Genomic DNA, 25097 nt, shown 5'->3' on the forward strand with positions numbered 1-25097 from the left:
ATCGCACTACGATATCTGTGGGATTAATGTAGGGGCATAATGATATTATGCCCTCGCAGGTGGACAAGGTGTCTCTGGTTTAATCTGTCATGTGTCAGAGCATAAGAAATCCGGCCGATCTGTACAAGTGAATTTGACAATGTAGTGCTAGGATTAATGGTCACTGACCCATGTCATACGCAGATCGGATACAATTCCCGCGCCATCGATACCTTCCCCGGCGGGCATGAGGGCAATATTGCCGGCTTTACGAGATAGCGATGTGACCTGGCCCGTTGCGCTTGCGCCACTTTGAAGGGGAGCAGCGCCGGGAACATCATTATCTCTTGGCGTTCTCCATCCAGCCATCAGACGTTGTTTCAAAATCGTCTTAGCTGTATTTTTGTCTTTCATATACGACCTGTTGAAAGCCGAGTCCCAAGCGCCCCACAACTCTTGAAAGGTGGGATTCATTGTAAATGTTCCTTCTTGCGGGATGGAAACCTGTATATTCAGAACGTTATCCGAATCATTGCCAATGATGCCGGTTGATAAGCCCTCTGCCAGCCATCCGAAGCGTGCGCCTTCTCCTACCACCTTGGTGAGATTATCTGCGGTGCGCTCCGAATTTCCGTCAATATTTAAGCCATCTGCATCTGCCGCAGCCACGCCGTGTACCGAGTTATAACGCTCATCGCCTGCCAATCCCCTCGGATTTCTGTCAGCAGCTAATGCAATTTGCAATGCGGTGCCTGCCCTTTCGTTCATCACTCTGTCCATCACCACTTGCCCCTGTCTTGTAATGCGTACGCGCTTTACATAGCCTCCACCCGTCTGCGTCATTTCCGACCACGTTTCTAGGCTAGCCGGGCCCTGCCCCTCGTCGAAATTAGATTGGATATACAGATTTCCCTGATTATTGACCCCTAATTGACTGGATCTTGCCGTTCCTTGGTTCCCTGTTCTCGTTTCCGTATTGATGTAGAGGGCACTTTTCTTGGCGGCGGCTCCTAGCGAGTCAGCAACACCCGGAAGCGTAACTTGTTGGCCAGGCAGGGTGCCAGCGCCAATCAGCCTCTGAATGACAGAGCCAGCACGCTGCACAGCCCCCCCATTTTGCTGCACTACATGGGTCAACTCATGCGCCAACAACTCCTGTCCTCCGCGACTCCCAGGATTATATTCACCCGAACGAAAGAACACATCCTGTCCTGTTGTAAAAGCCCGCGCCTGAATTGACCGATTCAACTGGTCAGACTGACCATCTGTGTGAACCTTCACCCCACTAAAATCAGCGCCAAACGCCTGTTCCATCGGTTCGCGGATATTGTCTGCCATCGCTTGTCCACCACCCCTTGCTTGGCTAATGGACGCTTCCAGGTCAGGTGCAGCAGCCATCCCAGCCTCAGCCTGACGCTGCACCATCGGTTTCATCTGCAATTCTTCCTCATCCTCTGGCAATGCTTCTCGTTGCAGTATGCTACTGTCCAGAGATTTCATCTGTAATTCTTCCTCTTCCTCTGGCACTTCTTGCCGTTGCAGTGTGCTACTGTCCAGAGGTTTCATCTGCAATTCTTCCTCATCCTCTGGCAATGCTTCTCGTTGGATAGACTGGCGATTTACAGGTTGCGCCATTCTTTGCATTACTTGCTGTGCGACGCTATCAGCTTCCTGTTCGTAAATGTCTCCCGGCTGGCTAATTGAGAGTTTTGCTTGCCTACGCAGTGGTATGCGACTGATATCGTGAGTAACTGGTTTATCGAGTGGTTGTATTTCAGGAACCGCTTGGCGTGAAATTGCCGATGACTCCAAACCAAAGCCGCGTGTCGGGTGTTTCAGGGATGGGATTGAGAAGCCTGTACTAGTTTGTTTTTTCCGGCTGACATATTCTCTCATTTTCTTATCCTGTTGCCCAAGCAGTAGCTAGATAAATATTATTTTGCTGTTACCAACATCTAGAGTACTGCGATCGCATTTTCTACACAATTCCTCAAAAGTTTAAATCTAGGCAAAAACTAAGTTCGACTTTTGGCTACTTTTGATTCTGATGCAGTACCTTTAGCCTGGATTCTAGGAGAGGTTTTTTATTTATGGACTCAAAACAGCAACAAACTTTTTTCACCTTCGATGGAGATGTTGGCGGTACTGCTGGATACGCCGGGGTTTCGACCGCATCTGATGCAAGCAAGGCGGCTAAAACTGCAACTAAATATCTCAACGACTCACGGCTGATGAACCAGCTTACAGAACACGTGTATAAACTTTTGCTAGAAGACTTGCGATCGCAGCGCGAAAGGGTAGGTAGTTATAATTCTCAAAGGTGGTTGTAATGGCTACAGGCGCTAATAACGGCAACATTACTCACGAATTAAATTATGTCACTACTAATAGGTTCTATGTAGAAATAGACAGTTCTATTGCTGCATCTTTCGCTGAATGTACAGGATTAAGTGTTCAAATTAAGAAAAATGTTTTTCAGGAAGGTGGTGTCAACGACCAGCAAAGAATTTATTTAGGTCATACAGAATTTGCAGACATAACTCTTAAACGAGGATTTACCGATCATCCAGGTTTTTGGAACTGGATGAATGCAGTTTTTGATGAACAAAAGAAAACATCTCGACGTAATGTCAATATTCTGATTTTTAACCAAGCTGGTGAAACGATGATGAGTTGGACTTTGATTGGTGCTATTCCCATAACCTGGAAAACACCTGCACTCCAAGCAGATGGAAAAGCAGTTGCAATTGAAGAATTAACTTTAGCTTATGAAGGTTTACAAATAGCAAGGTCTACAGGAGGAGGCACTTCTGTACAACGAAATCAAAAAACCGGATATTTCGTTTCTAATTAATTGGCTACTATTCAACAATAACTATGCAAATTATTCAATCTTCATTAGGAAACAATATTCATCCCCTTGGGGTGATATCACCTTTGTCGAATCCTCAGAGAATGAGTTTGAAGAAAGAATCTAATTCTTTGCATTCACGAAGTAATTTTATCAGTACAATACAAACTAAACCACCATTAGTCACATCCGCTAAATTTTTCTTGTCTCGTCAGTATGAGCCATCGATTCAACCATTAATAGGTTGGGATCGCTGGGATGCTGATGATATAAATAGTGAGTTTTCCGTAATTGAGTTTGATTCTTATGATTCAATAGATCCACTAGAGAATACTACTATTAATAGTAATAAATCAGTAAAAGACAGTATCCCAGCAATACTACCGACTCGCATTGAAAAAAATACGAGTAACAACACCTCTCAAGAATTAAATATCAAAAGTAAATCTAAATCAAAAAAAACAAATAAACCTCAACAGCCAGCAGCAAAAAAGTCAAAATCAAAACCTAGAGCTAAAAAGTCTATTACATCATCGGCGGCTAAAAATATTGAGCAATTTATTAATGAAAATAATCTTACTATTAATGGCGAGGAATCTCCATCGATTGAAGCTAACTTAGAAGCCCCAAACTTACAACTGGATAGTGCTTCAGAGAACACCAGAAACAATAATGATTCTGTTACTGTTACAACGGGAAGTACTCCATCTTTAATTGAGGATATATCGACTTTATTCAGGAATACTCTTAGCAATAATCTGCACCCAACTTCTGAATTTCCATCTAGCTCACCCAGTGTAGAGTTGCCTGTAACAGAAAGCATTTTACCATTACAAGAAAAGATTAACTTAGATAAGAATACAAGTGAATTGGTCGAAAATTCGCCTCTAGAATTTCCTTTGACGAATAATGTAGAAAAAATATTTACTCCGTCTAATAAGTTTCTCAATAATAATCAAACAATAATCAACGAAGCATCAGACTCAGCTAATGTTTTAGATAGTTCAGTCAGTCCAACGCCTTCACAACAAGATATTGAAGCACATCAAGTTTCTTCTATAGTTGACACTAAAATTAGTGCTACTCAAACAAATTTAATCCAATCAAAAGAGAATTTACCAACTTTAATCTCGCCATTACAAGAAAAAGGATTAACAAATATAAATAGTAATTTTGAGGCAAGTCAAGTTATTGAAACAGACTTAATATTAAAAATCAACCCAAATGATTTTGTTACAGATAACGCTGTAGTTGAAAATTATTTAACTTTACCGTCAGCACTGACTTCACCTGATGTTAATAGTAATTCCACATTAATTTTCCCTTTGGCAGATGATGAAAACACTGTAGAATTGCAATCTAATTCTAAACCTTCATTTGTAAACAAACCAATTGCAGTAAAACAAGAACTTAATCCTGATTTTTCACAGGATGTAGAAAATCTAACGCAAAATCTAAGCTTCCAGCCTACTTCCTTACAAGGATATGGAGAGAATTTAAAGCCTCTCTCGTTGTACAACAAAGGTTTTCCAGATACCGGCAAAAGTCAGGAAATTGATTTGAGTGTTACAAGTGAATTTCTAGCCAGTGCGCCTGTTGAGTTAATACCTACTTCAGCTTATATTGAAGACACAACTAGTTTATTCAGCAACTCTGATAATAATGAAGAGTTAATAACTTCAGAGTCACAGTCTGGTATGGCTGTTAATGTCTCAGCAAATGTGACTTCACTACAACGTGATGAGGATATTACCAGCGAGTTTACAGAAAATAACCCCATATTAGCATTGTCTGAGATTGATGAAGCACCAACAATTATCGCCACATCACCTGAAATTATTCAAGCATCGGTAGTTAGTGCTAGTTCACCTGAGATTAATGAAACACCAACAATTATCGCCACATCACCTGAGATTAGTGAAGTACTAGTAGCTAGCGCCAGTTCACCTAAAATTAGTGAAGCACCAGTAGTTAGCGCCAGTTTACCTGAAATTATTCAAGCACCAATAATCACCGCCACTTCGCCTGAAATTATTGAAGTACCAGTAAGTTCACTTGAGATTAATGAAGCACCAACAATTATCGCCACTTCACCTGAGATTAGTGAAGTACCAGTAGCTAGCGCCAGTTTACCTGAAATTATTGAAGCACCAACAATTACCGCCACTTCACCTGAAATTATTCAAGCATCGGTAGTTAGCGCCAGTTTACCTGAAATTATTGAAGCACCAACAATTACCGCTACTTCACCTGAAATTATTCAAGCATCGATAGTTAGCGCCAGTTTACCTGAAATTATTGAAGCATCGGTAGTTAGCGCCACTTCACCTGAAATTGTTGGAGAAGCAAGTATTTTTAGAAAAATTATTGAAACAGTAGAATCAGAAAATCCTGAAATATTAACCTGGGATAATCCAGATATTCTAGAAAACCCAATTTATCCACAAGATGAGGTAAGCACAGCACCGAAAGTTGAGCGAAATGCGATCGCACAAAAACCCACACCTAAAGGTTATGCTACTGGTGGTCATGTTACAGATTCCCCCGTTGAAAATCGCCAGCACATAGCACCCTCAGATACAGTACCAGCAATGCTTACGCCTGGGGAGTTTGTCATTAATACCAGGGATGCACAGAAGAATTTACCCCTACTACATCACATCAACACTGGTGGAATACCGCACGATATTATTCTTCCAAGTTTACAGACACCCAATTCTACAGAACCAGAAGAGACAATTTCTCCAGAAACTCCGACTAAAGTCGATTCTTTTTCAGACACTTCATTACAGCTAAAAAGCACTGAGACTGATTCACCTCAGATATCCAATTCTTTAATTCCTTCTTCCTTGGGGTTGAATATTAATCAAAAGAAACTTTCGATTCTCAATTCTCCACAGCTTCATCCTCTTCAAAATGAAACAATAGATGTCGGTGAATCTTCACCTCAATACTCATCGCCTCCCCTGATTTTCCGAAAAGCAAATTCTACAAATAATACACCCTCTCAATGGTCAAATACACCTTCTCAATGGTCAAGTGTTGAAGATTTACTAAATGTAAATAATGATGAGTTTACTAACTTTAACTTTAAGGATGGAGAATCTAACAGTCAAAATTATGAATTTTCTCATGTTTCAGAATCGCCACAAGTTTTTGCTAAACACCTTCCTTCATTTAGAGGCTTTGCTAATGGTGGAGAAGTTATTCCACCCGATATATCTAGAGAAATACAACCGGTAACTGAGACTATAGAGAGCGCATCCTCATTTTCTCAAGAAGATGATAAAGATGATACGGTTGATCTTGAAGCTCTAGCTCGTGAAGTTTATAGCAGATTACGACAACGGATAGAAATTGAGCGTGAACGTCATGGCGGTTACTCAGGTAGATTACCTTGGTAAATTCCCATCAAATAATTAATTTTTGGAGAATATTCAAATGGCAAGTCCAGCAATTATTGTTATTCAAAAGCGTCAACCGCAACTTGAGAAAGCCAAACTTGTAGCTTATAACGGTGAAGCGCCAGATATTGAATTAATGTTTAATCCTACAGATATTAGTTTCGCTCGAACTGTTAAATGGGAAAGCAAGGATGGTAATAGAGGAACTACTCTACTTCCAAAAGTAAACTTTTCTGGTGTTGAACCTTACAAATTTACACTCAAACAGTTACTTTATGATACTTATGAAACGAAAGAGTCGGTGATGAAAAAATATATAGATAAGATTAAAAAAGGTGTAGAAACTATTAGCAAAGCAACTGATAAACGCCCGCCTGTTTACATATTTACATGGGGAAATGAATATTTCTATTGTGTAATCACGAGTTTAACCTACACTTTAAATATGTTTTTAAGTGATGGTACACCAGTCAGGGCGCTGGTAGATATAGCCTTGCAAGAAGTAGATAAGAATAACCTTCCTGGAGGACGTGAATCTGCCTCTAAAGGCGACGCTCGTAAGGGAGATCAAAAGGGTAAAAAGTTGAGTAAGACAAATTAATAAAGTGATGAATTAATATTTATTTTGTCATTAAAGGCGGAACTGAAAATTTCATAAGTCGTAGAATAATAGTTATGCCTCCTAAAAAAAGCCTTTATTTAAGCGAACCTAAAATACAGATAGATGGAAAACCAGCTTCTCCTGAATTAATGAAGGATTTGTTGCAAATTACAATTGAAGAAAGCCTTCATTTACCAGCAATGTTTACGCTAGTAATCCATAACAGCTATATTCCTGCATCTGACCGACCAGAAAACAAGGCTTGGCGACATGACAAGTTGTTTAAGATTGGGAACAAAGTTAAATTGGGTTTTACTTCGAGTACTACTCTAGATAATAATTTTCAGGAGGAGGTAGAAGAATTCCTGATTGAGGGCGAAATTACAGCAATGGAAGTTCACTTCAATGAAAAATCTGAAGCTGATATTATTGTTCGAGGTTATGATATTTCTCATCGTCTCCATAGAGGTCGTTACAATCGCTCTTTTTTAAATAAAACTGATAGCGATATAGTCAAGCAAATAATTAAAGAAGTAGGTATAAAACCTGGTAACATAGAGGCAACTGGTGAAGTTCATAAGTATGTATTCCAAGAAAATCAAACTAATATGGAGTTTTTGCGAGAAAGGGCTGCTCGCATTGGTTTTGAGTTATTTATTAGAAAGGAAGAACTCAATTTTTGCAAACCAGATAGTCAGGAATCTTTATCACTAAAATGGCTAGTTGATATTAATAAGTTTAGTACTCGCGTTACCAGTGCTGAACAGATAAGTTCTGTAGAAGTACGCGCCTGGGACTATACCCAGAAACAATTGATTAGTGGAACAGCCAAGAAAGAAAAGCAAATAACCGAGACAGGTAATAAGCTAGGAAGTAGTACTAGTAATGCCTTTTCTAATCTTAAGTCTCCCAAAATGATTGTCGTAGATAAACCTGTTGCCAGTAAAAAACAAGCAGAGACGATGGCTCAGGCTTTATGTGATGAACTAGGGGGAGAATTTGTTTATGCAGATGCCAAGTCAGAGGGTAATCCTGAGATTCGTCCGGGACGGGTTATTAATCTTGAGGGTATGGGCGATCGCTATAGTGGTAAATATTATGTTACAGAAACCCGCCATTTCTTCAGTCAGCGCGTTTATGAAACTGATTTCAGCGTCCGAGGACTACGTTCTGGTAGCTTATTCACAACTCTATCCCCAGAAAAACGTCTACAGCCGTCTGAGACTTTATTAGTGGGAATTGTGACTGATAATAAAGACCCAGAGAAAATGGGCCGAGTGAAAGTCAAGTTTCCCACTCTCACAGAAGACCATACAAGTGACTGGGCGAGAGTTGTCGCTGTGGGAGCAGGTCAAAACAGAGGTTTCGACTGTTTACCAGAGGTAAACGATGAAGTTTTGGTAGGTTTCGAACATGGTGATATTCACCGTCCCTACGTCATTGGCGGGGTATGGAACGGGAAGGATGCACCACCGGAAAAGGTAAATGATTCGGTTACAGGTGGTGTAAGATTACGCACCATTAAGACTCGCGTTGGTCATGTTCTACAGTTTGTTGAAGAGGATAAAGGAAGTAGTAAAACAGGTATTCGCGTAGAAACTAAAGACGGTCATAAAATATATCTCAATGATAGTCAAAGGTGTATAGAGATTGAAACTAAAGGCGGTCATAGAATCAAAATGGACGACATGGCTAAATCTGTTTCAGTGAAATCAACAGGTAATATGTCATTAGATGCTGCTGGAAATATAGACATTTCTGCCACCGGGACGATTACGGTCAAAGGTGCGTTGATTCGACTTAATTAATTCGTAATTCGTAATTTTCTATGTTCTTTCTCAGCGCTCTCTGTGCCTCTGCGGTTTAAAAGTAATTTATCTAACCACAGAGACAAGAGATTAAAGACACTATTAGGAGGTTGTCATGGGTAGACCAGCAGCAAGAATTACTGACAATGTAGCGCACCCTTTACCCCCAGTTTTAACAGGAGGGCCGGGTAGTCCCAATGTGTTGATTGGGTCTTTACCTGCGTGGCGGGGCGTACTTGCTGCCGCAGTACCAGGTTTGCAGTCCGCGAAAACATCTTCTGATATAGCTATCAAAGCGGCTGAGGCTGCTACTCTAGCCTCGGCTGGGACACCAGGCGCACCTGCTGCTTTAGCTGCCGAACAAACTACCAAGGCAACAGCAGCAGCTACTATGGGTAGTGCGATCGCTGCTGCTGCTGCTGGTGCTGATATTCATAATTGCGCTACACCTTTACCCTTACCTCCTCACGGCCCTGGGGTTGTAATTGATGGTAGTCAGACTGTGCTGATTAACAATCTACCTGCTTCTCGGATGGGCGACACTATTATAGAAGCATTAGGGCCACCGAATAAAATAATCAAAGGTAATCCCACTGTTTTAATTGGCGGCTGATTGGAATGCAAGGAATCTGCGTCCACGAGTAAAAAAGAGTCATTAATGAAGCTCTGAGGTTCATTAATGGAGTTCAAAGACTCATTAAGGGATTTCCAAGGAATACATTATCCCAAAAAACGAACCACAGAGACGCAGAGAACACAGAGAGAGGAGAGATTAAGAGGATTTTTGCGTCAGTTTTGGAATATTTTTTTATTTGGAAGTCCCTAATGAAGCTTAATTTATTCCCCTGCCCCCTGCCCCCTCTCTTCATCCTCGACCTTTGGCGAATAGGCTTAAACCCTCTGTGCCGATATCTTTGAAGATATCCATGTAACAACTGTCTAAGTGCCAGATATGGTTTATGGTCGTGAACGAGCCTATTTGGGAACAGGTTGGGCTTATCCACTGCATTTAAGTGTGCAAGGTGGGATACAACTTAGCCGTGAAGATCAAAAAGTTAAAGAATCTATTTGGATTATCCTCCGCACGGGAGTAGGTGAGCGGGTTTATCGACCTACCTTTGGTTCGCGCTTGTCAGAACTGGCGTTTGCACCTTTAAATAGCGAAACCTTACTGCGAATCCGTCTTTATGTTTTGGAAGCTTTAGAAGTTTGGGAACCACGCATTACTATCGATGAAGTTGTCACCGATCCTGACCCTGTGCGTGGCAGAGTGGACATTATCATCAATTATCGGCTCAAAGACGGCCCCGATATTTATAGTTTTGTTTATCCTTATTATTTGGTTTCAGCTGGGGAGGAATCGTGATACCAATTAAAAATTAAAAATTCAGAAAGTTAAATTTCATCTGGGTTTCTAGGCTTGTATCTGTCACATTCTTTTTTAAAATTGGTATGAACTTTGATTTTTTACCGAAATTACCTTCTTCCAACTTAGACGATCGCGCCTTCGATGATTTGGTGGAAGAATGTATTATGCGTATTCCTCGCTACTGTCCAGAATGGACAGACCACAATCTCAGCGACCCAGGAATTACGCTAATTGAGTTATTTGCTTGGTTAACTGACCAAATGTTGCTCAGATTCAACCAAGTACCTCGCAAAAATTATGTCGCTTTCCTAGAATTACTGGGTATTCGTCTCCAACCACCCGCCCCAGCCCGCACGGAATTAACTTTTTATTTAAGCGCTGCACTACCCGAAGCCTACACGATTCCAGCCGGATTGGAAGCCTCAACTATCCGCACTGAAACTACAGAAGCGATTACTTTTAGCACAGATTCTCCTCTAATTATCGGCAAACCCCGCATCCAACATTTCTTAACTGCCCAAACTACCGAAGATATTCCCCAATCTCTGCGCGAAAGAGTCACAACTTCCTGGACTCGTCAATCTAACGGTTACTGGACAGGTAATGAACAACCGATATTTGAAGAGGAACCCCAGCCTGGGAACTGCTTTTATTTAGCAATTAATTCTGATGATCCTTTAGACGCTAATGTTTTAGAAATTATTTTCCAAGGGGCTGCGGCTACTCCTGCGGGTATTAATCCCAATCAACCGCCCCGCAAGTGGGAAGCCTGGGATGGGGAAAATTGGCAAGCAGTTTTATTACAAGAGTCAGACGATAAAACTCGCGGTTTTAGTTTTTATGAAATGGCTCAACAGGGGGGAAACCCGTCTCAAGGTGCAGAGGTACGTTTGCATTTACCTCAAGTTTGGCCTGTGGCTAATTTTACCTCTTACCGAGGTCGCTGGTTGCGCTGTAGCTTTATTAGTAAAGAAAATGAATCTGGTTATAATCGTCCGCCACGAATTATTGGTTTAGCAGTGCAGTCAATTGGCGGTACTGTTAGAGCTAGTCATAGTACGCTGATTCTAGATGAGCGATTGGGAATTAGTGATGGTACACCCGGACAGAGTTTCCAGTTACAAACAGCACCAATTTTAGAACGCCGAGAAAATGAGTATATCCTAGTTACTCCCAGTGGTGGTTTGCCTCAGAAGTGGACTGAGGTAAGAGATTTTGCTGATTCTGGGCCGCATAACTTCCATTACACCATCGATTCTATCACTGGTACAATCCAGTTTGGGCCACTGATTCGGGAACCTAGCCAACTTAAACAGCATACCCAGGTGCGAAGCCTACGGCAGGCTCCGCCAACGCGAATTCAGCAACCATCATTAGATGACACATCTGTACAAGTTCTGGAAAATAACCAATCTGAACACCAGTATGGGGCGATTCCTCCCCGTGGCTCAGAGATTAAAATGGTTACTTATCGCACAGGTGGCGGTAGAGAAGGCAATGTGCAAACTGGGGCAATCCAGTTTTTGAAGTCTGCGTATCCATACATTGCTAGTGTGGTCAATCGCGTACCAGCAATCAATGGGGCGGATGCCGAATCGCTGGAACAGGCTGTGATGAAGGCTCCCCGCATCCTCCGCACGCGCGATCGCGCCGTCACTGCTGAAGATTTTGAAGTTTTGACTCAACAGGCGGGTGCTGGTGCGATCGCCCGCGTCCGGTGTTTGCCAGCAAATTCTCGTAGACAAGCTGGTATAGTTAGTTTACTTGTAGTTCCATTCGCAAACACAGATGCGATCGCTCAAGGCGATGGCATGACACCAGAAGAATTTGCCCTCAGTAATGCCCTGCAAGAGCAAATTTTGAGTTACTTAGATGAAAGACGCTTATTAGGGGTACAAATAGAATTACAAGAGCCGAATTACGTAGGTGTTTCGGTACAGACAGAAGTTGCTTTAGAGCCAGCATACAACAATCCTTTTGCCAGCGAAGAAATTCGTCGTAATTTAAGGCGATCACTGTATAAATATTTAAATCCCTTAACTGGAGGAATGGACGGCAAAGGTTGGCCATTTGGGCGACCAGTTTATACATCAGATATTGTCGCATTACTGCAACAAACCCCAGGCGTGCGTCATTTAGGCCCCGTTCTGCTGTTTCCCATCCGCAAGCAAGGAGAAAATTGGCGACGACAACCATCACCAGAACAACTAATTGACCCAGGCTCAGAAGGTTTGATATGTTCTTGGGCTGATACAAATCTACGTTCAAATCACGACATTCAAATAATTCGTAATTCGTAATTCCCCAATCCCCAATCCCCAATCCCCAATCCCCAATCCCCAATCCCCAATCCCCAATCCCCAATCCCCAATCCCCAATCCCCAACCCTATGGTTCAAAGTCGCTCTAGTCCGGCTGTAAGCATTCAATTAACACCAATGCAAATACCCGAAGCTTTACCTGTGGCAGGTTTAGGATTTGCAAATGCGGATATGGATGTAGGTGGACGTACTTTACTCTTGCATCCTGGACATCCCAGCGAGATGATTGTACAAGTGCAAAACTTAGAACAACGTCCTTTGCGGGTGAGCTTAAGCGTTGAAGGAAACTTTCCAACTGAATGGTGTCAAATTGGCACAGAAGGTAGTGAGATACCACCTCGTGGACAAATGGATGCTGTTCTCTACTTCTCAATTCCCGACACATTTTTTGAAGACCAAGAAGCAATTTCTCCAGGAAAAAAAGACAAACTAACTCTCAATTTTCGCAGCCTAGTTACTTTACATATAGACCCAGACACTGACAACGAACAAATCGAGAGAAGCGAGTATTTCGATTTATATATCCGTCCCTACACAGCCTACATGGAATTCTTGCCAATTTTGTATAGAGAAGTAGACTTTATTGGTCGCTTCATGAAAATATTTGAGCAAGCTTTTCAACCAATCGTTGATAGTTACAACGTCATGTGGGCAAACCTCGATCCCTTGACAGCACCGCAAGCATTACTACCCTTTATGGCTCATTGGGTTGCTTGGCAAGTAGATTCTATTTGGGATCTCCAGCAACAACGGCGTTTAATTCGTCGGGCTGTAGAACTATATCGCTGGCGGGGAACTCGTAAAGGATTACGTCTTTATTTACATCTTTATACTGGTTTACCACTAGACGAACATTTACCTAATGAAGCTGATAAACATATTAGTATTACAGAACCTTTCGGCCCCAGTTTTATCATAGGAGATGCCCAATTAGGAAATGCAGTTTTAGCAGGTGGACAACCATATCATTTTATAGTTAGTTTACGTTCAAATATTTCTAGTGGCATCATTAACGAACAACTTATCCAAAGAATCATAGAACAAGAAAAACCTGCTTTCTGCACATACGAATTATCTATCGAAAACAATTTGCAATGACGCTTACAGGCTCGCGATCGCTACGCTAACCTAATTCGTAATTAAGTAAAACTAAACAGACTTTTAATCCAAAATCTAAAATCTAAAATCTAAAATCCAAAATTACTATGTCCCATCCTTTCCCACCCCCACCAATCAAATCTTTGGAACGCCTGCAAGCCGCAGACGGTTTACTAATCAATGCAGAACGCTGGCGCACAGCCCATGATTACCACCGGAATCGGCAAAATGCTCAATATCAAAGTTTAAACCAACCAGGAATTGTTTGCGGTTTAGGCGTTCGAGATGTGACAGCCCCAAGCCAAGTAGAAGCTAGATATCGAGATGGACGTTGGGTGCAAATTCAACCTGGTATTGCAATTGATTTAGCAGGTAATCTAATTGTTGTGCCGACCTCTTATGATTTTCCTATTGATATAGAAGTAGTAAGTTCTGAACCGCTCATGATCTACTTAGTCGTTAGCTATGTAGACCCTGATGAATTGCGGCGTGGACAGCAAAGAGATATTGTTCAAGAAACCTATCGAATTGACCAAAGAAACTCTATACCAGCCAGTTCAGAAATAGAAATATGCCGAATACTTCTGCAACCAGGAAACACTGAAATTACCCAACCTGCGGATGCTTTCTTTCCTGGATATAACAATATTGATTTGCGTTATCGCCGTCAGGCACAAATGCGTCCTCAAGCACTTGTTTGTATGGCACAGGCAACTCATAGCGATCCTGATTGTGCGCGTAATTTTTTCAGCCTTTCGTATTTGTTACAAGCAGTAGAACCCCTGTATCCCAGTTTACGAGGATCTGATGAACCAGGTCAGGTTTCTTTAGGAGAAAATATTCAAGATTATGACCTACTGTATCTAACAGGTGGACAGGCAATTTCTTTAAATAGTCTCGAATTTGAATCCCTCAAAAACTACTTAAATTTAGGCGGTGTCCTTCTCGTCGATGCACCACCAAATGCTAATGCTCTAATTGAGAGTACTCAAGCATTAGCACAACAGCTAGAAAGTCCTTTAAGACCTTTAGAAGAATTGCAACGGAGTCATCCTTTAAGGACAAAACCTTTTTTGTTTGCTGCCTTGCCAATGGTTAATCAACAGCAGATTAAATTGTTAATCGGTGGCGGAATTATTTTAGTAATTGGTGATTTAGCAACAGCTTGGGGACTGGATAGAGATTTGAATTTACCCAGATTGACCATTCGTACAGCCCAGGAACTTGGAATTAATCTTCTTCACTATGCTTGGAAGCGGCGACAGCTGATAGGTTTACAACAGGAAGATAATTCAGGACAGTGGTGAAAGCCAAGTTAATTAAATGCCTACCTCTGATGCTATTGCTAGATTGCATTAGCTATAGCAATCCTAAATGAGCCGTGAAAATCTCCGATTTCTCTCTCTGCGTTCGGTTATTGAGCGTTCGCGGAGCGTCTCGCAGAGAAGTCGAAATACTGCGCCTCTGCGGTTCGTTTCTTTTTACAAATGATTTAGGACTGCTATATTTTTAAAAATATTTGGCTAAAAGCGCTTCACCGGGTTCTCCCATTTGCTGTAATAGCTTTTCAATTTGTTTCATCGCGAGTGGCGAAGGTCGTGTTCGTCCGTTTTCCCATCGGTTTATAGTGTGAAATGAAACCCCTAACATCGTTGACAGTCTTACCTGTGAAAATTTGAGGTACTGCCGAGTCTCACGAACCAACTGTGCAATATTTGGCTGTTTGATTGCAGGCATAAGCAAAATATATTTTTGTTTTCCTACGAGATATTGCAATATAGCAGATGGTATAACTCTGACTGCACCTATCTATGGTTATAAAAGAAAGGTTGTAAGTTGGTGATTATGTACTATATCAACTATCACGCCAACTTACTTAAGCTAGTAATAGAGTTGTTTCAATCTAGGGGATGAGAATATGAAGGTTTGGCTTGCTTGCTTTTTGGTGCTGTTTGCCTTGGCGGAACTGTTTGACTGGTTGCAAAAATTTAATCTGCCATTACCTATCTATATTTTGGGTGGCGCTTTTTTAGCTGTTGCTTCTAATTATGATAAGATTATTGACTACTATTTTGACGATCAAAGTATCGAAGCATCACTCGAACAACCACAGTTAGATTCACTAACGCCATCGACTCATTCTATTTCTTTGCCAATTGCCAGTGCTGTTGAAAATGCCCAAACCTCTCAAACAGATGATTAAGCCTCGCTTATCGTTGACGCTGCGCGTCAGCTTGCTTCAAAGTCTCTCCCCAGCAAGTAAATTGCTACATTAATAGAGAAGCTCAGGTTAATTAACTTTGAACCTAGAGTTAGAAAATTAACTTCTGTGCCTGCAACATCTACCCAATTCAGGCTACCGCCGCAACACCGTGATTAGTGGACTATTAAAAAAACTCCGTGTCTCCCTTATCAAAGTTCAGGATTCCCGTGAAACGTCCAAGAGCAAAAGCTGGTTGCAAATTATTTTAGTTACCAGTGTGGGAGTTACCGCCTTTATCTGGGGAATTCGAGAACTCACATGGTTGCAGCCTTGGGAGTTAAGAGTTTATGACCAGATGTTGCGATCGCGTCTAGCACAAGCACCCGATCGACGAATTTTGCTGGTAAAAATTACTGACGACGATCTCAAACGCGAGAAATGGATTCTATCAGATCGGACAATCAATCAGCTATTAAAGAAAATAGAGTCTTATCAACCGCGAATTGTTGGTTTATATCTTTTCCAACCAGAAGATAATAATTTGGCAGCTAATTTCCCAAATCAAGATAACATCGTCAGCACCTGTTTATTCAGCAGCGTGGGTAGAGATGAAATCCCACCACCGCGCAATTTTCCTATAGATAATGTTGGGTTTAGCGATGTGGTCGCTGACAATGAAAACGACCAAATTCTCCGCCGCACTTTGTTGTTTGCTAACTCTACAGACAAGAAATGTACAACATCATTTGCATTTGGGGCACTAATAGCAATTAATTATCTGGAAAAACAAGGTATTGAATACCAGTTTACTAATAAAGGAGAATTTCAGTTAGGTAAAACTCTCTTCCCACGCTTACAAGCTAATTCTGGTAGCTACCAACATCTAGATGCAGATGGATATCAAATATTATTAAATTACCGTCACCCCAACAGCCTTGCCGATCAAGTAACCCTCACACAAGTCCTCAGCGGCCAAGTCAACTCTAGTTTATTCAAAGATCGTCTTGTAATTATCGGCACTACTGCGGCTAATTTACCTCCAGGTGGATTTTATACACCCTACAGTACTTTGCTAGATCAACCAGCCAGAATGTCTGCTCTGTTTATTCATGCACAGATAGCAAGTCAACTCATTAGTACAGTGTTGGATGGGCGACCTTTAATTTGGTATTGGCCTGACTGGGTGGAACTTATTTGGATATGGGGCTGGTCGCTCTTAGGTGGAATCATCGCATTGCGGTGGCAAAATCCGTTGCTGTTACTAGTGGTGGGAGGGATAACCCTACTTGGGTTAATAGTAATCTGCGTTGCATTGTTTTTGCAAGCCGGATGGGTACCGTTAGTTCCCTCTGCTCTTGCTTTGGTGATTAGTATTATCTGCGTAATTGCTTATACTAGCTACCAAAACCAGCGACAAACTCAGGTGATTATTCTGCAAGTTGAAAAACAACAAGAAGCGATCGCCCAATTAAATGTCCTCTTAGAAGACAAAACAGCAATTCCCGATTCGTCTCTTGATTTTCCTCCCCCAATTGATTCACCAGAAATAAAATCAGGTGATTTGCTTTTGAGTGGACGCTACAAAATCTCTCAAGTTCTGGGTGCTGGTGGATTTGGTCGCACTTATTTAGCACAGGATACTCAACTACCGGGGAATCCGATTTGTGTAGTTAAAAAGTTAATGCCGGCCCGTCAAGATACACGATTTTTGCAAGTTGCTCGCAGGTTATTTCATAGTGAAGCTGAAATATTACAATCTTTAGGTAAACATCATCAAATTCCCGAACTACTGGCTTATTTTGAGGACGATCAAGAATTCTATTTAATTCAACAGTATATCGAAGGACATACTCTAAGTGAAGAATTACCACCTGTGCAGAATGTGCAAAACGAATCATTTGTGATAGAGATGCTCAAACAAGTTTTAGAAGTTCTAGAATTTGTTCATCAGCATCGAGTGATTCATCGTGATATCAAACCGACTAATATTATTAGATGCGTTGCAGATAATCGGCTGGTATTGATTGACTTTGGTGCCGTGAAATTGATCCAACCCCCAAGTAGCGATCGAACAGAATTAGCCACAGTAGCCATTGGGACGCGGGGTTATGCGCCTCCAGAACAATTTGCCGGTCATCCGCGCTTATGCAGTGACATTTACGCTTTAGGAATGATTGGTATTCAAGCCATAACTGGGATACCACCACAAGAACTCCATCCAGATCCAGAAACGGGTAATGTGATGTGGCGGCAAATGGTACAAGTAAGTGAAGAATTAGCGACAATTTTAGATAAAATGGTTTGCTATCATTTTAGCGATCGCTATCAATCAGCCGCCGCCATCTTACAAGATTTGAAACGGATATAGCGGTTTTCACTTGGGTGAGAGACAATCAAATGTACTATACAGATCAGAAAAGTAAAATTTGTTAGCATCAAAAGTCTAAATATATGGACTGCTCTTGGTGTAAGATTATACTAAGTCAAATAGTTTAAATAGCGCCTTATGTCAATTATTGCGCTCAGAGCGTGGTACATACAGGATTACGAGCCGATTCCAGAACTAGAAAAACGTCCGCCAGACATTCGCTTAAGCAAAAAAAGCCTGCTGAGATCGGCATTGCGAGCAGACTTTTTAGAAGAAAGCGACGAAGTTAAGAAATCAACTTGGTTTGGGCGCTATCTAGAAGGGGAAAATATTGAATTTTATATTGAAGGTAGTGGTGGCTATTGCGTCGCTAACATTGACTTAATTAGTCACGAAATTTATTTTACCAAACAAGCACTGTTAGCTCAGTTAGAACCAACGATTTTTTTATCCTATCAAACTGAGTATGTCGCAGCGACAAATGTTCTTAGAGAAGAACTACGAAAAAGTTTGTCCAGTTTAAATTTGCGATCGCGCCTTCCGCTAACATTAGTAGAATCCTCTCGCCCTAGTGGTGCTACTTTTCGGATTAACCGCACGATTATGCGAAAAATTCGGAAGAGTTTGTTATTTATCGCTGACACCACACCCATCGCTAGTATTGATGGGAAAGAAACCCCTCAACTAATTCCCAGTCCCAATGTCTGTATTGAGATTGGCTATGCCATCCAAAGTAAGCGTTCTGAACAGATTCTCCTAGCGCAAATGCAACGCCCAGACTTTGAAGGACAATTTCCCTTCGACTTACCCACGCAACAAATTTTGCAATTCCAAGACACCACAGAACTAAATAAAATCCTGACAGAAACGATTCAAAACCAGCTAGCACGATTTAAATTGTTTTTTTGATAAATCAGTAATGTCAATCAAAATAAACGAACTGGTTTAGTTTGCAGCTTAGAAGTAATAGAACTCACCCGATCCACCACAGAAATCATGTATTTGTAATCTGGTACTTGTCCATTGGGTACATATCCCACTTCTTGAGCTAAACCGGAAGGCGAATCACTCATCACTTTTCGGATGAACTCTTGACGGTTACGTTCTACATTCGGCCCAATCAATACTACACCTAATGGTACATAGTGAGGATCTTTAAATAGGATGCGGAATTCGGTGGGGGCGAACTGTGAACCGTAGAGAGCTAATTCCGCTTCTGAGACAGCACAAGCGATCGCTCTTCCTTGAGCCACAAATTCCAGTGCGGCTTTGGGTGTGGGTGCAAATAGGATCTCAGCTAGTGTTGTACCATAAAGATTGTAAAGAGGGAAATAATATCCTGTTGCGGAACCTAACTGACCTAAAGCCAGTGTTTTTCCTTGCAGTTGTTTCAAGTCGGTTATGGGATTGTCTTTGCGAACAACGAAGATTGAGCGCAAATTACTGATTCCTATCAAAGGAAATAGAGGAACATATTGGTGACGGGCGATCGCAATAGCCGCTAAACCTGGTGGAGCAAATACCAATGACCAAGCACGAGCCTCAAGACGCTCAACCGCTCTATTCTCATTAAAAACAGGTTCTAGCTGAATATATGAGTTTGTTTTCTCGCCCAAATAACTGTTAAATTTAGCATATTGATTAATTATCTGTTCGCCTCCACCATAGTTGATCGCACCAACAGTTAACGTGCCCTCAAAGCCGCGTGATTTGCAGGCAGCAAATGTAAAACCTAGTAGATTAAACAGAAATAAACGCCGGGAAAATCGCAAAAACATCACTAATTAGGGTTAAGAAAATAACTTGGTTTTCAGGACTAATTTTAGATAAGCTTGACTACTGCGTAAGTAAGCTGCATTGCAGTAAAAAATTAATATTTATTTAAATATTGTTGAGATGCTTTCTAACAGGTATAAATAAATATTAGATAAACTCAGATACCATCTTCGTTGGTTAGGTTATGTTAAATAAAATAACATTAAAAAACTTAAAAATAGGTGCTAAATTTAACTTATTTTTAATACTAGTTTTCATAGTCAGTATTGTGGGAAGTGGCATTGCCTTATCTAGTGTACTTCAAGGGAGAGCGCAAAATGAAGTAACTTCTCAAGCACAGATTCTCATCCAAATGGTGAACGCGGTTAGAGATTATACACAAAATCGGATAGTTCCCTTGTTAGAACCTAGATTAGACACTAACCCAACCTTCATGCCGGAAGTAGTACCAACTTTTTCCTCTAAGGAGGTGTTTGAGAATTTTCGTAGAAAGCCTGAATTTAAAAACTTTTTTCATAAAGATGCAACACTCAATCCGACTAATTTAGCGGATAAAGCTGATAATTTTGAAACTCAACTTGTAGAACGGTTTCGCCGCGACCCCAAAATTCAAGAAATTACAGGCTTTCGCAACTTATCAGAAGGCGAAGTATTTTATATTGCGCGACCACTAAAGATCGTACAACAGAAATGTCTGCGATGTCATTCTACACCAGACCAGGCTCCTAAAAGTCAGTTGGTAAATTATGGCTCAGAAAATGGTTTTGGCTGGCAACTCAATCAGATTGTTTCTGCTCAAATAATCTCTGTTCCTTCCCAAGAGATTTTTGCCAATGCCAAACGGACTTGGATATTAATTATGGGACTTTTAATTGCCATCTTTGCGATCGTAGTTTTCTTAATTAACTTCTTAATCAAAAAATATGTAATTCAGCGCATCAGGAAAATTGAAAAAATAGCCCAAAAAGTTAGCATTGGTGATATGAGCGCTGATTTTGAAGAAAGCTCTAATGATGAAATTGGCGGGTTAGCTGAAGCATTTAACCGGATGAAAGCTAGCTTAAAAATAGCTCTGGAGATGCTGAATAACCAAAGCTAATAATCTGTAATTAGCACAGGAAAAAACGCAAGATTTAAAATATCAGGAAAGTAAGCGCTGCTGAAATTGCAAAGCTTTTTGAGGTTCGGGAATTTGTGATGCTAAAATTTTCACAAATTCTGCACGGGAAATTTGCCCAGAAGACTTAACAGCTTTTTGAACTAGAAACTTAGCTATTGGCCCAATTAAATCAGCTAATTCCCGTTCGCACTGATGCACAAAGCTATCGCTGATTGCTTGAGATTCTTGGTTTGGCAAATTATTTGACTTAATTTCCGATTTAACAGTAAGTTCCTGTAATAGAGTCGGTTTCTCTAGCAGGAACATTGTTTTATTCTGAAAATCAATTTGCTGATTTCCTCGAAGATGAATAGCTAATTGACTAATTAATTCTTCGCAGTTTGGCGCTGATACGGCAACTTGTCGTAGTAATATTGAGGCAACAGGTCCGACAAATTCCAAAAGAATTGTTTCCAATCGACTATAATTTTCCGCAGACAAGATAGAAGCAGACCGATGCCCAATTGAGTTTTGTGGAGAAAGTGAAGTTTGAGGCGGTTGTGTAAAAAATGGTGCTTGAAGTAATGGTGTTTCTACTTTAGTATCAAGATGCTTAAGCACCTGTAGAATTTCAGCCGCAGACTGATAGCGCTGTTTAAAGTGGTGTAGCACCATCTTAGATAGCACAGATGCCAACTCAGAACTGACATTAGCGTGATGCTGCCAAGAAATTTCACCCGTATCTGAATCTTCCTCAAAATTTATAGGATGTAACCCAGTCAACGATTGGATGCCAATAATACCCAAAGAATAAATATCGCTGTTAGGGCGGGGCTTACCTTGCCCCTGTTCTGTAGACATATATCCTGGAGTGCCAATGATAATAGTAGCCCCCGTGCGCCCTGGAACTGTAAGAAGTTGAGTTTGGACTTGTTTAACTGCGCCAAAGTCAATCAGCACTAGCTTACCGTCTTGTTGCCGCCTGATTATATTGTCCGGTTTGATATCTCGATGAATAACGTTGTGGCTGTGAATAAATTGCAGAATACCCAACATCTGTTGGAGAAGTTGAATTACTTTCTCTTCTGTCCAAGGTTGATTGGGTAAGAGTTCTGCTTTCAGAGTATGCCCTTCAATGAATTCTTGCACCAAGAAGAACTCTTGGTTATGTTCAAAATAGGCTAAAAGCCGAGGGATTTGGTCATGGTTGCCCAGCTGTTCTAGTGTTTCTGCTTCACTGCTAAATAGCCGTCTAGCAGTTTCGAGAAATTCAGGGCTACGAGTGACGGGCAAAAGATGTTTGACAACGCATTTCGGGAAACCTGGCCGATGGGTATCTTGGGCTATGTAAGTTTGACCGAATCCGCCTCCACCTAAGACCTGGAGGACTTGGTAACGTCCATCTAATAATTGTCCTAGCATTGTGTCACAAGCCTTAAGTCCTCAGATTCATCTTGGCACAACTACCACCTTTGGCAAGGTTTGTTGAGAAAGAAAGTATTTTGGAATCACCAAACTTTGCAAATGATTTGGGTGAAATAGATTTTGAATTTTGCGAGTCAGTTCATGAAGCAGAGGAGAATTGTTAGGGGAATGAATACTGCGATCGCTCCTTCACCTCTGTGGTACATTAGTATTGACTACTTGATGCCCTATCAATTCTATGACGATCGCCCAAGAATTAGATTCCGAAACAGGCATCTGCGAAGATGTTATATTTCCTCCTGGCGATTTATGAGATGTTTTTATCCTGGTGTCCACCCTTGATAACCAAAACTTATTTGGCAAACAATTTGGCTCCAGAACCGGTGATTTGTTTAGCGATCGCACTAATTTTTTGAGTCCATGAATGATCTGGATAGCGCAAACAGAAGATTCCAGCACTCCCTAATTCAAACATCTCTTCGCAAACAGGTAGTATTCCAGCTACAGGGGTTTTGTAGGTATTCTCCACTCGTTTCCCTAACTCTTTAAAATCCAAAGATGGCAGTACTTTATTGATTACTATTAGCATTTTAGGCACTTCTAACTTACGGGCAACATCTATCGCTACTGCTGTACCTTGATAATCCTGTTTATCTGGACGGAGAATCACCAGCAGGACATCAGAAAGAATAATCGATAGCAACGTTTCTTCGTTAATGCCAGGATGAGTATCGATCAACAGATAGTCCAGTTTTAAACGACAAACTAGATTATGTAAACCATCATTAAGTCGGCGTGCGTCATAGCCTTCGCGCAAGATTCGAGAAATGTCACTCATCTTAATGCTAGAAGGAATTAGATGAACACTCCCCTGGCGACCAAAAAATGTTTGTTTTTGTTTGAGAATGGCGCTAACGTCATAAACTGCTTCTTCAATCTGACAACGACCCCATAGATAATCATTCAAAGTGTAGCGGATTCGCTCTTGCTCAAGACCAAATAGAATGTGGATTCCTGGAGATTGAATATCTGTATCAACTATCCCAACTCGCTTTCCAGAACGAGCGATTAGGGCAGCAAGATTACTCGTGACGTTTGACTTACCAGTTCCGCCACGGAATGAGTGAATTGAAATAATTTCAGACATAATAAATCCTCAATACTAATTTTTAATTCGTAATTCGTCATGACAACTTATGCGTCACCAACATAATTGATAGTTATTAATTTGGATTATTCCGTTTGCTTCTGATTACTTTTGCCTCCTCCTGCAACTTTTGGAACGTTTTTGATTCAGCGATTTCTGAAACTTCACGCGCACGTTTGGCTTCGTCAACTTCAATCCGCAGTGTATGCAACTCTTGCTTAAATTGTTGTTCGCGGATAGAAATTTCATGTACCATCCGTTGAAAAACTCGTCCTAATTGTCCTAACTCATCATGGCGCTGCACAATCGATGTTAGCTTTTCACGATCGAACTCTTTTGCTTCTTCAACACTAATTTCATTCATACTAAGTTTCTGAGCCAGTTGTGCCATTGGTTTTAGCGGTTGCAGTACATTTCGCTTTAACAAATAATTAATGAGCAAAATCATCAGGGCAAAGATAATAATAAATAAGCTAATGAATAGAACGAAAGCACGATGAGCATCATCAAAGACTTGCTTGGCAGGAAGATAAATAATTTGTGTGCCTAAAATTTCATTGAGTTTCCACCCAAAGCCATTTTCTGAACCATAACTAGCAATCTGACTTTTTGGAGCAACTTCAGGAGTGCTATGACAGTGTAAACATGTCGGATTATTGATGGAAAATGGACGAGCGTTATAAAACATTTTCTCGTCATAAGAGTCACGAAACCCGGATATATTTTTCAACCCTGGCTCCTTGCGAAACCGTTCGATAAGTTCCGTTTCAAATACATCTGCTTTATCTCGTAAGTTAGTTGGATTTAGGTTGGCATCTTTGTATAAAAAGTCTTTAAATTCTTCGTTTTTCCGAAGATTTTCAAACACTTCTCTGACTGCAAAGCTGGGAATCCTTTCAGGGATAAACGTGGCTTGAGTATCGATCATCGGTGTCAGAAGAGGATTGATATGCGTATTAGTATAGTTCCTCACTGAGTTCATAGTTTCGGCAATAATTTGGCTACGATAACCGATTTCGGCTTCTGCTTTTTGTTGAAGCGCATGAGATAAAGCCAAACCACTAACTGCGATCGCGCCAATGAACACCAACAATAGAAGTAAAGTAAATTTGGTTGCTAATTTGAATCTGTTAAACATTGTTGTTACTGTTTTGATTTACAACATTGCTAGAAATTTATAGGTAATTATTCATTGGATTCAACTTTTTTAACCATCAGCGTAAAATGCTGTTCTTTATGATGATTCAATCTAATTTGCATTCATGCTTACAAATCTAGTCATACAGCGATGTGCAATGAAATTCCAGATTTCAAGGCAAATTCATGACTTTTGTTGCAACCAACCCTGTCAGCCTATAACGAAAGTCTTAGGTATTGCTCAATGCTGTATGGCGAAAGTTAGACCATATCTACTTACTTCGCTTAGTTAAAATCCTAGACGTTTTTCAGATGCGGATGAGGGAGTTGAATTCGTATTCTAGAGACATGAAGCGAGGGAAGCGGTAAGCAACTAACTAGCAAATTACTCTCTTTGCTTGATACAACACACATCATAAATTAAGGAAAAAACATCATGTCTGACAACATTAAACCCGTAGAATTATCTGCTGAAGAATTAGACAACGTTGCTGGTGGTGCTTTTAGCTTTG

At 40.9% G+C, this 25097-nt stretch carries 21 protein-coding genes; 15 read left to right on the forward strand and 6 right to left on the reverse strand.

Features of this window, described 5'->3' with window-relative positions:
* Nucleotides 1–153: 153 nt before the first annotated feature.
* The gene (locus tag V7K55_RS08345) at nt 154–1875 is read right to left on the reverse strand and encodes an eCIS core domain-containing protein (RefSeq protein WP_334830054.1); all 1722 of its coding nucleotides are present in this window, start codon (nt 1873–1875) and stop codon (nt 154–156) included.
* Between the two features lie 194 nt (nt 1876–2069).
* Between V7K55_RS08345 and V7K55_RS08350 the strand changes: the two genes are divergently transcribed.
* The 10 genes from V7K55_RS08350 (at nt 2070) to V7K55_RS08395 (ending at nt 14737) form a co-directional block, all read left to right on the forward strand.
* Nucleotides 2070–2309 (forward strand): hypothetical protein, encoded by a 240-nt coding sequence (locus V7K55_RS08350; protein WP_334830056.1) that lies wholly within the window; start codon nt 2070–2072, stop codon nt 2307–2309.
* Nucleotides 2309–2833 carry a phage tail protein gene (locus V7K55_RS08355; RefSeq protein WP_334830058.1) on the forward strand — a complete coding sequence of 175 codons (525 nt, stop codon included), beginning with the start codon at nt 2309–2311 and terminating at the stop codon, nt 2831–2833. The genes V7K55_RS08350 and V7K55_RS08355 overlap by 1 nt, the downstream gene beginning before the upstream one ends.
* Before the next feature lie 23 nt (nt 2834–2856).
* Nucleotides 2857–6234, forward strand: a complete 3378-nt coding sequence (locus V7K55_RS08360; protein WP_334830060.1) for a hypothetical protein — start codon at nt 2857–2859, stop codon at nt 6232–6234.
* 37 nt (nt 6235–6271) lie between these two features.
* Nucleotides 6272–6835, forward strand: a complete 564-nt coding sequence (locus V7K55_RS08365) for a CIS tube protein (RefSeq protein WP_334830062.1) — start codon at nt 6272–6274, stop codon at nt 6833–6835.
* A 74-nt stretch (nt 6836–6909) separates the two neighbouring features.
* Nucleotides 6910–8643, forward strand: coding sequence for a VgrG-related protein (locus V7K55_RS08370; RefSeq protein WP_334830064.1), 1734 nt, complete (start codon nt 6910–6912; stop codon nt 8641–8643).
* Between the two features lie 115 nt (nt 8644–8758).
* Entirely contained in the window at nt 8759–9256 is a 498-nt protein-coding gene (locus tag V7K55_RS08375; RefSeq protein WP_334830066.1) for a PAAR domain-containing protein, read from the forward strand.
* Between the two features lie 339 nt (nt 9257–9595).
* The gene (locus V7K55_RS08380; protein ID WP_094330621.1) at nt 9596–10009 is read left to right on the forward strand and encodes a GPW/gp25 family protein; all 414 of its coding nucleotides are present in this window, start codon (nt 9596–9598) and stop codon (nt 10007–10009) included.
* An 86-nt stretch (nt 10010–10095) separates the two neighbouring features.
* Nucleotides 10096–12312, forward strand: a complete 2217-nt coding sequence (locus tag V7K55_RS08385) for a putative baseplate assembly protein (RefSeq protein WP_334830069.1) — start codon at nt 10096–10098, stop codon at nt 12310–12312.
* An 89-nt stretch (nt 12313–12401) separates the two neighbouring features.
* Nucleotides 12402–13430, forward strand: coding sequence for a phage tail protein (locus V7K55_RS08390; RefSeq protein ID WP_334830071.1), 1029 nt, complete (start codon nt 12402–12404; stop codon nt 13428–13430).
* Between the two features lie 107 nt (nt 13431–13537).
* Entirely contained in the window at nt 13538–14737 is a 1200-nt protein-coding gene (locus tag V7K55_RS08395; protein ID WP_334830073.1) for a DUF4159 domain-containing protein, read from the forward strand.
* Between the two features lie 202 nt (nt 14738–14939).
* Here V7K55_RS08395 and V7K55_RS08400 read toward each other — a convergent pair whose 3' ends face one another.
* Nucleotides 14940–15167: a helix-turn-helix domain-containing protein gene (locus V7K55_RS08400; RefSeq protein ID WP_334830075.1), complete on the reverse strand. Its 228-nt coding sequence runs from the start codon at nt 15165–15167 to the stop codon at nt 14940–14942.
* Nucleotides 15168–15348: 181 nt separating this feature from the next.
* Here V7K55_RS08400 and V7K55_RS08405 point away from each other — a divergent pair, with 181 nt between their 5' ends.
* The 3 genes from V7K55_RS08405 to V7K55_RS08415 all read left to right on the forward strand — a co-directional run bounded on the left by V7K55_RS08405 (nt 15349) and on the right by V7K55_RS08415 (nt 18910).
* Nucleotides 15349–15633, forward strand: a complete 285-nt coding sequence (locus V7K55_RS08405) for a hypothetical protein (protein WP_334830077.1) — start codon at nt 15349–15351, stop codon at nt 15631–15633.
* A gap of 169 nt (nt 15634–15802) precedes the next feature.
* Nucleotides 15803–18001: a CHASE2 domain-containing protein gene (locus V7K55_RS08410; RefSeq protein WP_334830079.1), complete on the forward strand. Its 2199-nt coding sequence runs from the start codon at nt 15803–15805 to the stop codon at nt 17999–18001.
* Nucleotides 18002–18139: 138 nt separating this feature from the next.
* Nucleotides 18140–18910: a hypothetical protein gene (locus V7K55_RS08415; RefSeq protein WP_334830081.1), complete on the forward strand. Its 771-nt coding sequence runs from the start codon at nt 18140–18142 to the stop codon at nt 18908–18910.
* A gap of 17 nt (nt 18911–18927) precedes the next feature.
* Here V7K55_RS08415 and V7K55_RS08420 read toward each other — a convergent pair whose 3' ends face one another.
* Nucleotides 18928–19779, reverse strand: coding sequence for a phosphate/phosphite/phosphonate ABC transporter substrate-binding protein (locus tag V7K55_RS08420; protein ID WP_334830083.1), 852 nt, complete (start codon nt 19777–19779; stop codon nt 18928–18930).
* Nucleotides 19780–19961: 182 nt separating this feature from the next.
* Here V7K55_RS08420 and V7K55_RS08425 point away from each other — a divergent pair, with 182 nt between their 5' ends.
* Nucleotides 19962–20876, forward strand: a complete 915-nt coding sequence (locus V7K55_RS08425) for a c-type heme family protein (RefSeq protein WP_334830085.1) — start codon at nt 19962–19964, stop codon at nt 20874–20876.
* 42 nt (nt 20877–20918) lie between these two features.
* Here the strand turns inward: V7K55_RS08425 and V7K55_RS08430 are convergent, their stop codons facing one another.
* The 3 genes from V7K55_RS08430 to V7K55_RS08440 form a co-directional block, all read right to left on the reverse strand.
* Nucleotides 20919–22298: a serine/threonine-protein kinase gene (locus V7K55_RS08430; RefSeq protein ID WP_334830087.1), complete on the reverse strand. Its 1380-nt coding sequence runs from the start codon at nt 22296–22298 to the stop codon at nt 20919–20921.
* Between the two features lie 355 nt (nt 22299–22653).
* Entirely contained in the window at nt 22654–23448 is a 795-nt protein-coding gene (locus tag V7K55_RS08435; RefSeq protein WP_334830089.1) for a MinD/ParA family ATP-binding protein, read from the reverse strand.
* A gap of 76 nt (nt 23449–23524) precedes the next feature.
* Nucleotides 23525–24586, reverse strand: a complete 1062-nt coding sequence (locus V7K55_RS08440; RefSeq protein WP_334830091.1) for a c-type heme family protein — start codon at nt 24584–24586, stop codon at nt 23525–23527.
* Nucleotides 24587–25021: 435 nt separating this feature from the next.
* On the opposite strand from V7K55_RS08440, the gene V7K55_RS08445 reads away from it, so the two are divergent.
* A partial coding sequence (locus V7K55_RS08445) for a CTB family bacteriocin (protein WP_334830095.1) occupies nt 25022–25097 on the forward strand: 76 nt, incomplete at its 3' end.

This window comes from Nostoc sp., assembly GCF_036919895.1.
Taxonomy (GTDB): Bacteria; Cyanobacteriota; Cyanobacteriia; order Cyanobacteriales; family Nostocaceae; genus Nostoc.

Coding starts and splice junctions, on each gene's coding strand:
- V7K55_RS08385 (WP_334830069.1), top strand. CDS start 10,096: ATGAACTTTGATTTTTTACCGAAATTACCTTCTTCCAACTTAGACGAT.
- V7K55_RS08440 (WP_334830091.1), bottom strand. CDS start 24,586: ATGTTTAACAGATTCAAATTAGCAACCAAATTTACTTTACTTCTATTG.
- V7K55_RS08395 (WP_334830073.1), top strand. CDS start 13,538: ATGTCCCATCCTTTCCCACCCCCACCAATCAAATCTTTGGAACGCCTG.
- V7K55_RS08420 (WP_334830083.1), bottom strand. CDS start 19,779: ATGTTTTTGCGATTTTCCCGGCGTTTATTTCTGTTTAATCTACTAGGT.
- V7K55_RS08390 (WP_334830071.1), top strand. CDS start 12,402: ATGGTTCAAAGTCGCTCTAGTCCGGCTGTAAGCATTCAATTAACACCA.
- V7K55_RS08360 (WP_334830060.1), top strand. CDS start 2,857: ATGCAAATTATTCAATCTTCATTAGGAAACAATATTCATCCCCTTGGG.
- V7K55_RS08415 (WP_334830081.1), top strand. CDS start 18,140: ATGTCAATTATTGCGCTCAGAGCGTGGTACATACAGGATTACGAGCCG.
- V7K55_RS08400 (WP_334830075.1), bottom strand. CDS start 15,167: ATGCCTGCAATCAAACAGCCAAATATTGCACAGTTGGTTCGTGAGACT.
- V7K55_RS08350 (WP_334830056.1), top strand. CDS start 2,070: ATGGACTCAAAACAGCAACAAACTTTTTTCACCTTCGATGGAGATGTT.
- V7K55_RS08345 (WP_334830054.1), bottom strand. CDS start 1,875: ATGAGAGAATATGTCAGCCGGAAAAAACAAACTAGTACAGGCTTCTCA.
- V7K55_RS08435 (WP_334830089.1), bottom strand. CDS start 23,448: ATGTCTGAAATTATTTCAATTCACTCATTCCGTGGCGGAACTGGTAAG.
- V7K55_RS08365 (WP_334830062.1), top strand. CDS start 6,272: ATGGCAAGTCCAGCAATTATTGTTATTCAAAAGCGTCAACCGCAACTT.
- V7K55_RS08375 (WP_334830066.1), top strand. CDS start 8,759: ATGGGTAGACCAGCAGCAAGAATTACTGACAATGTAGCGCACCCTTTA.
- V7K55_RS08430 (WP_334830087.1), bottom strand. CDS start 22,298: ATGCTAGGACAATTATTAGATGGACGTTACCAAGTCCTCCAGGTCTTA.
- V7K55_RS08355 (WP_334830058.1), top strand. CDS start 2,309: ATGGCTACAGGCGCTAATAACGGCAACATTACTCACGAATTAAATTAT.
- V7K55_RS08370 (WP_334830064.1), top strand. CDS start 6,910: ATGCCTCCTAAAAAAAGCCTTTATTTAAGCGAACCTAAAATACAGATA.
- V7K55_RS08405 (WP_334830077.1), top strand. CDS start 15,349: ATGAAGGTTTGGCTTGCTTGCTTTTTGGTGCTGTTTGCCTTGGCGGAA.
- V7K55_RS08425 (WP_334830085.1), top strand. CDS start 19,962: ATGTTAAATAAAATAACATTAAAAAACTTAAAAATAGGTGCTAAATTT.
- V7K55_RS08380 (WP_094330621.1), top strand. CDS start 9,596: ATGGTTTATGGTCGTGAACGAGCCTATTTGGGAACAGGTTGGGCTTAT.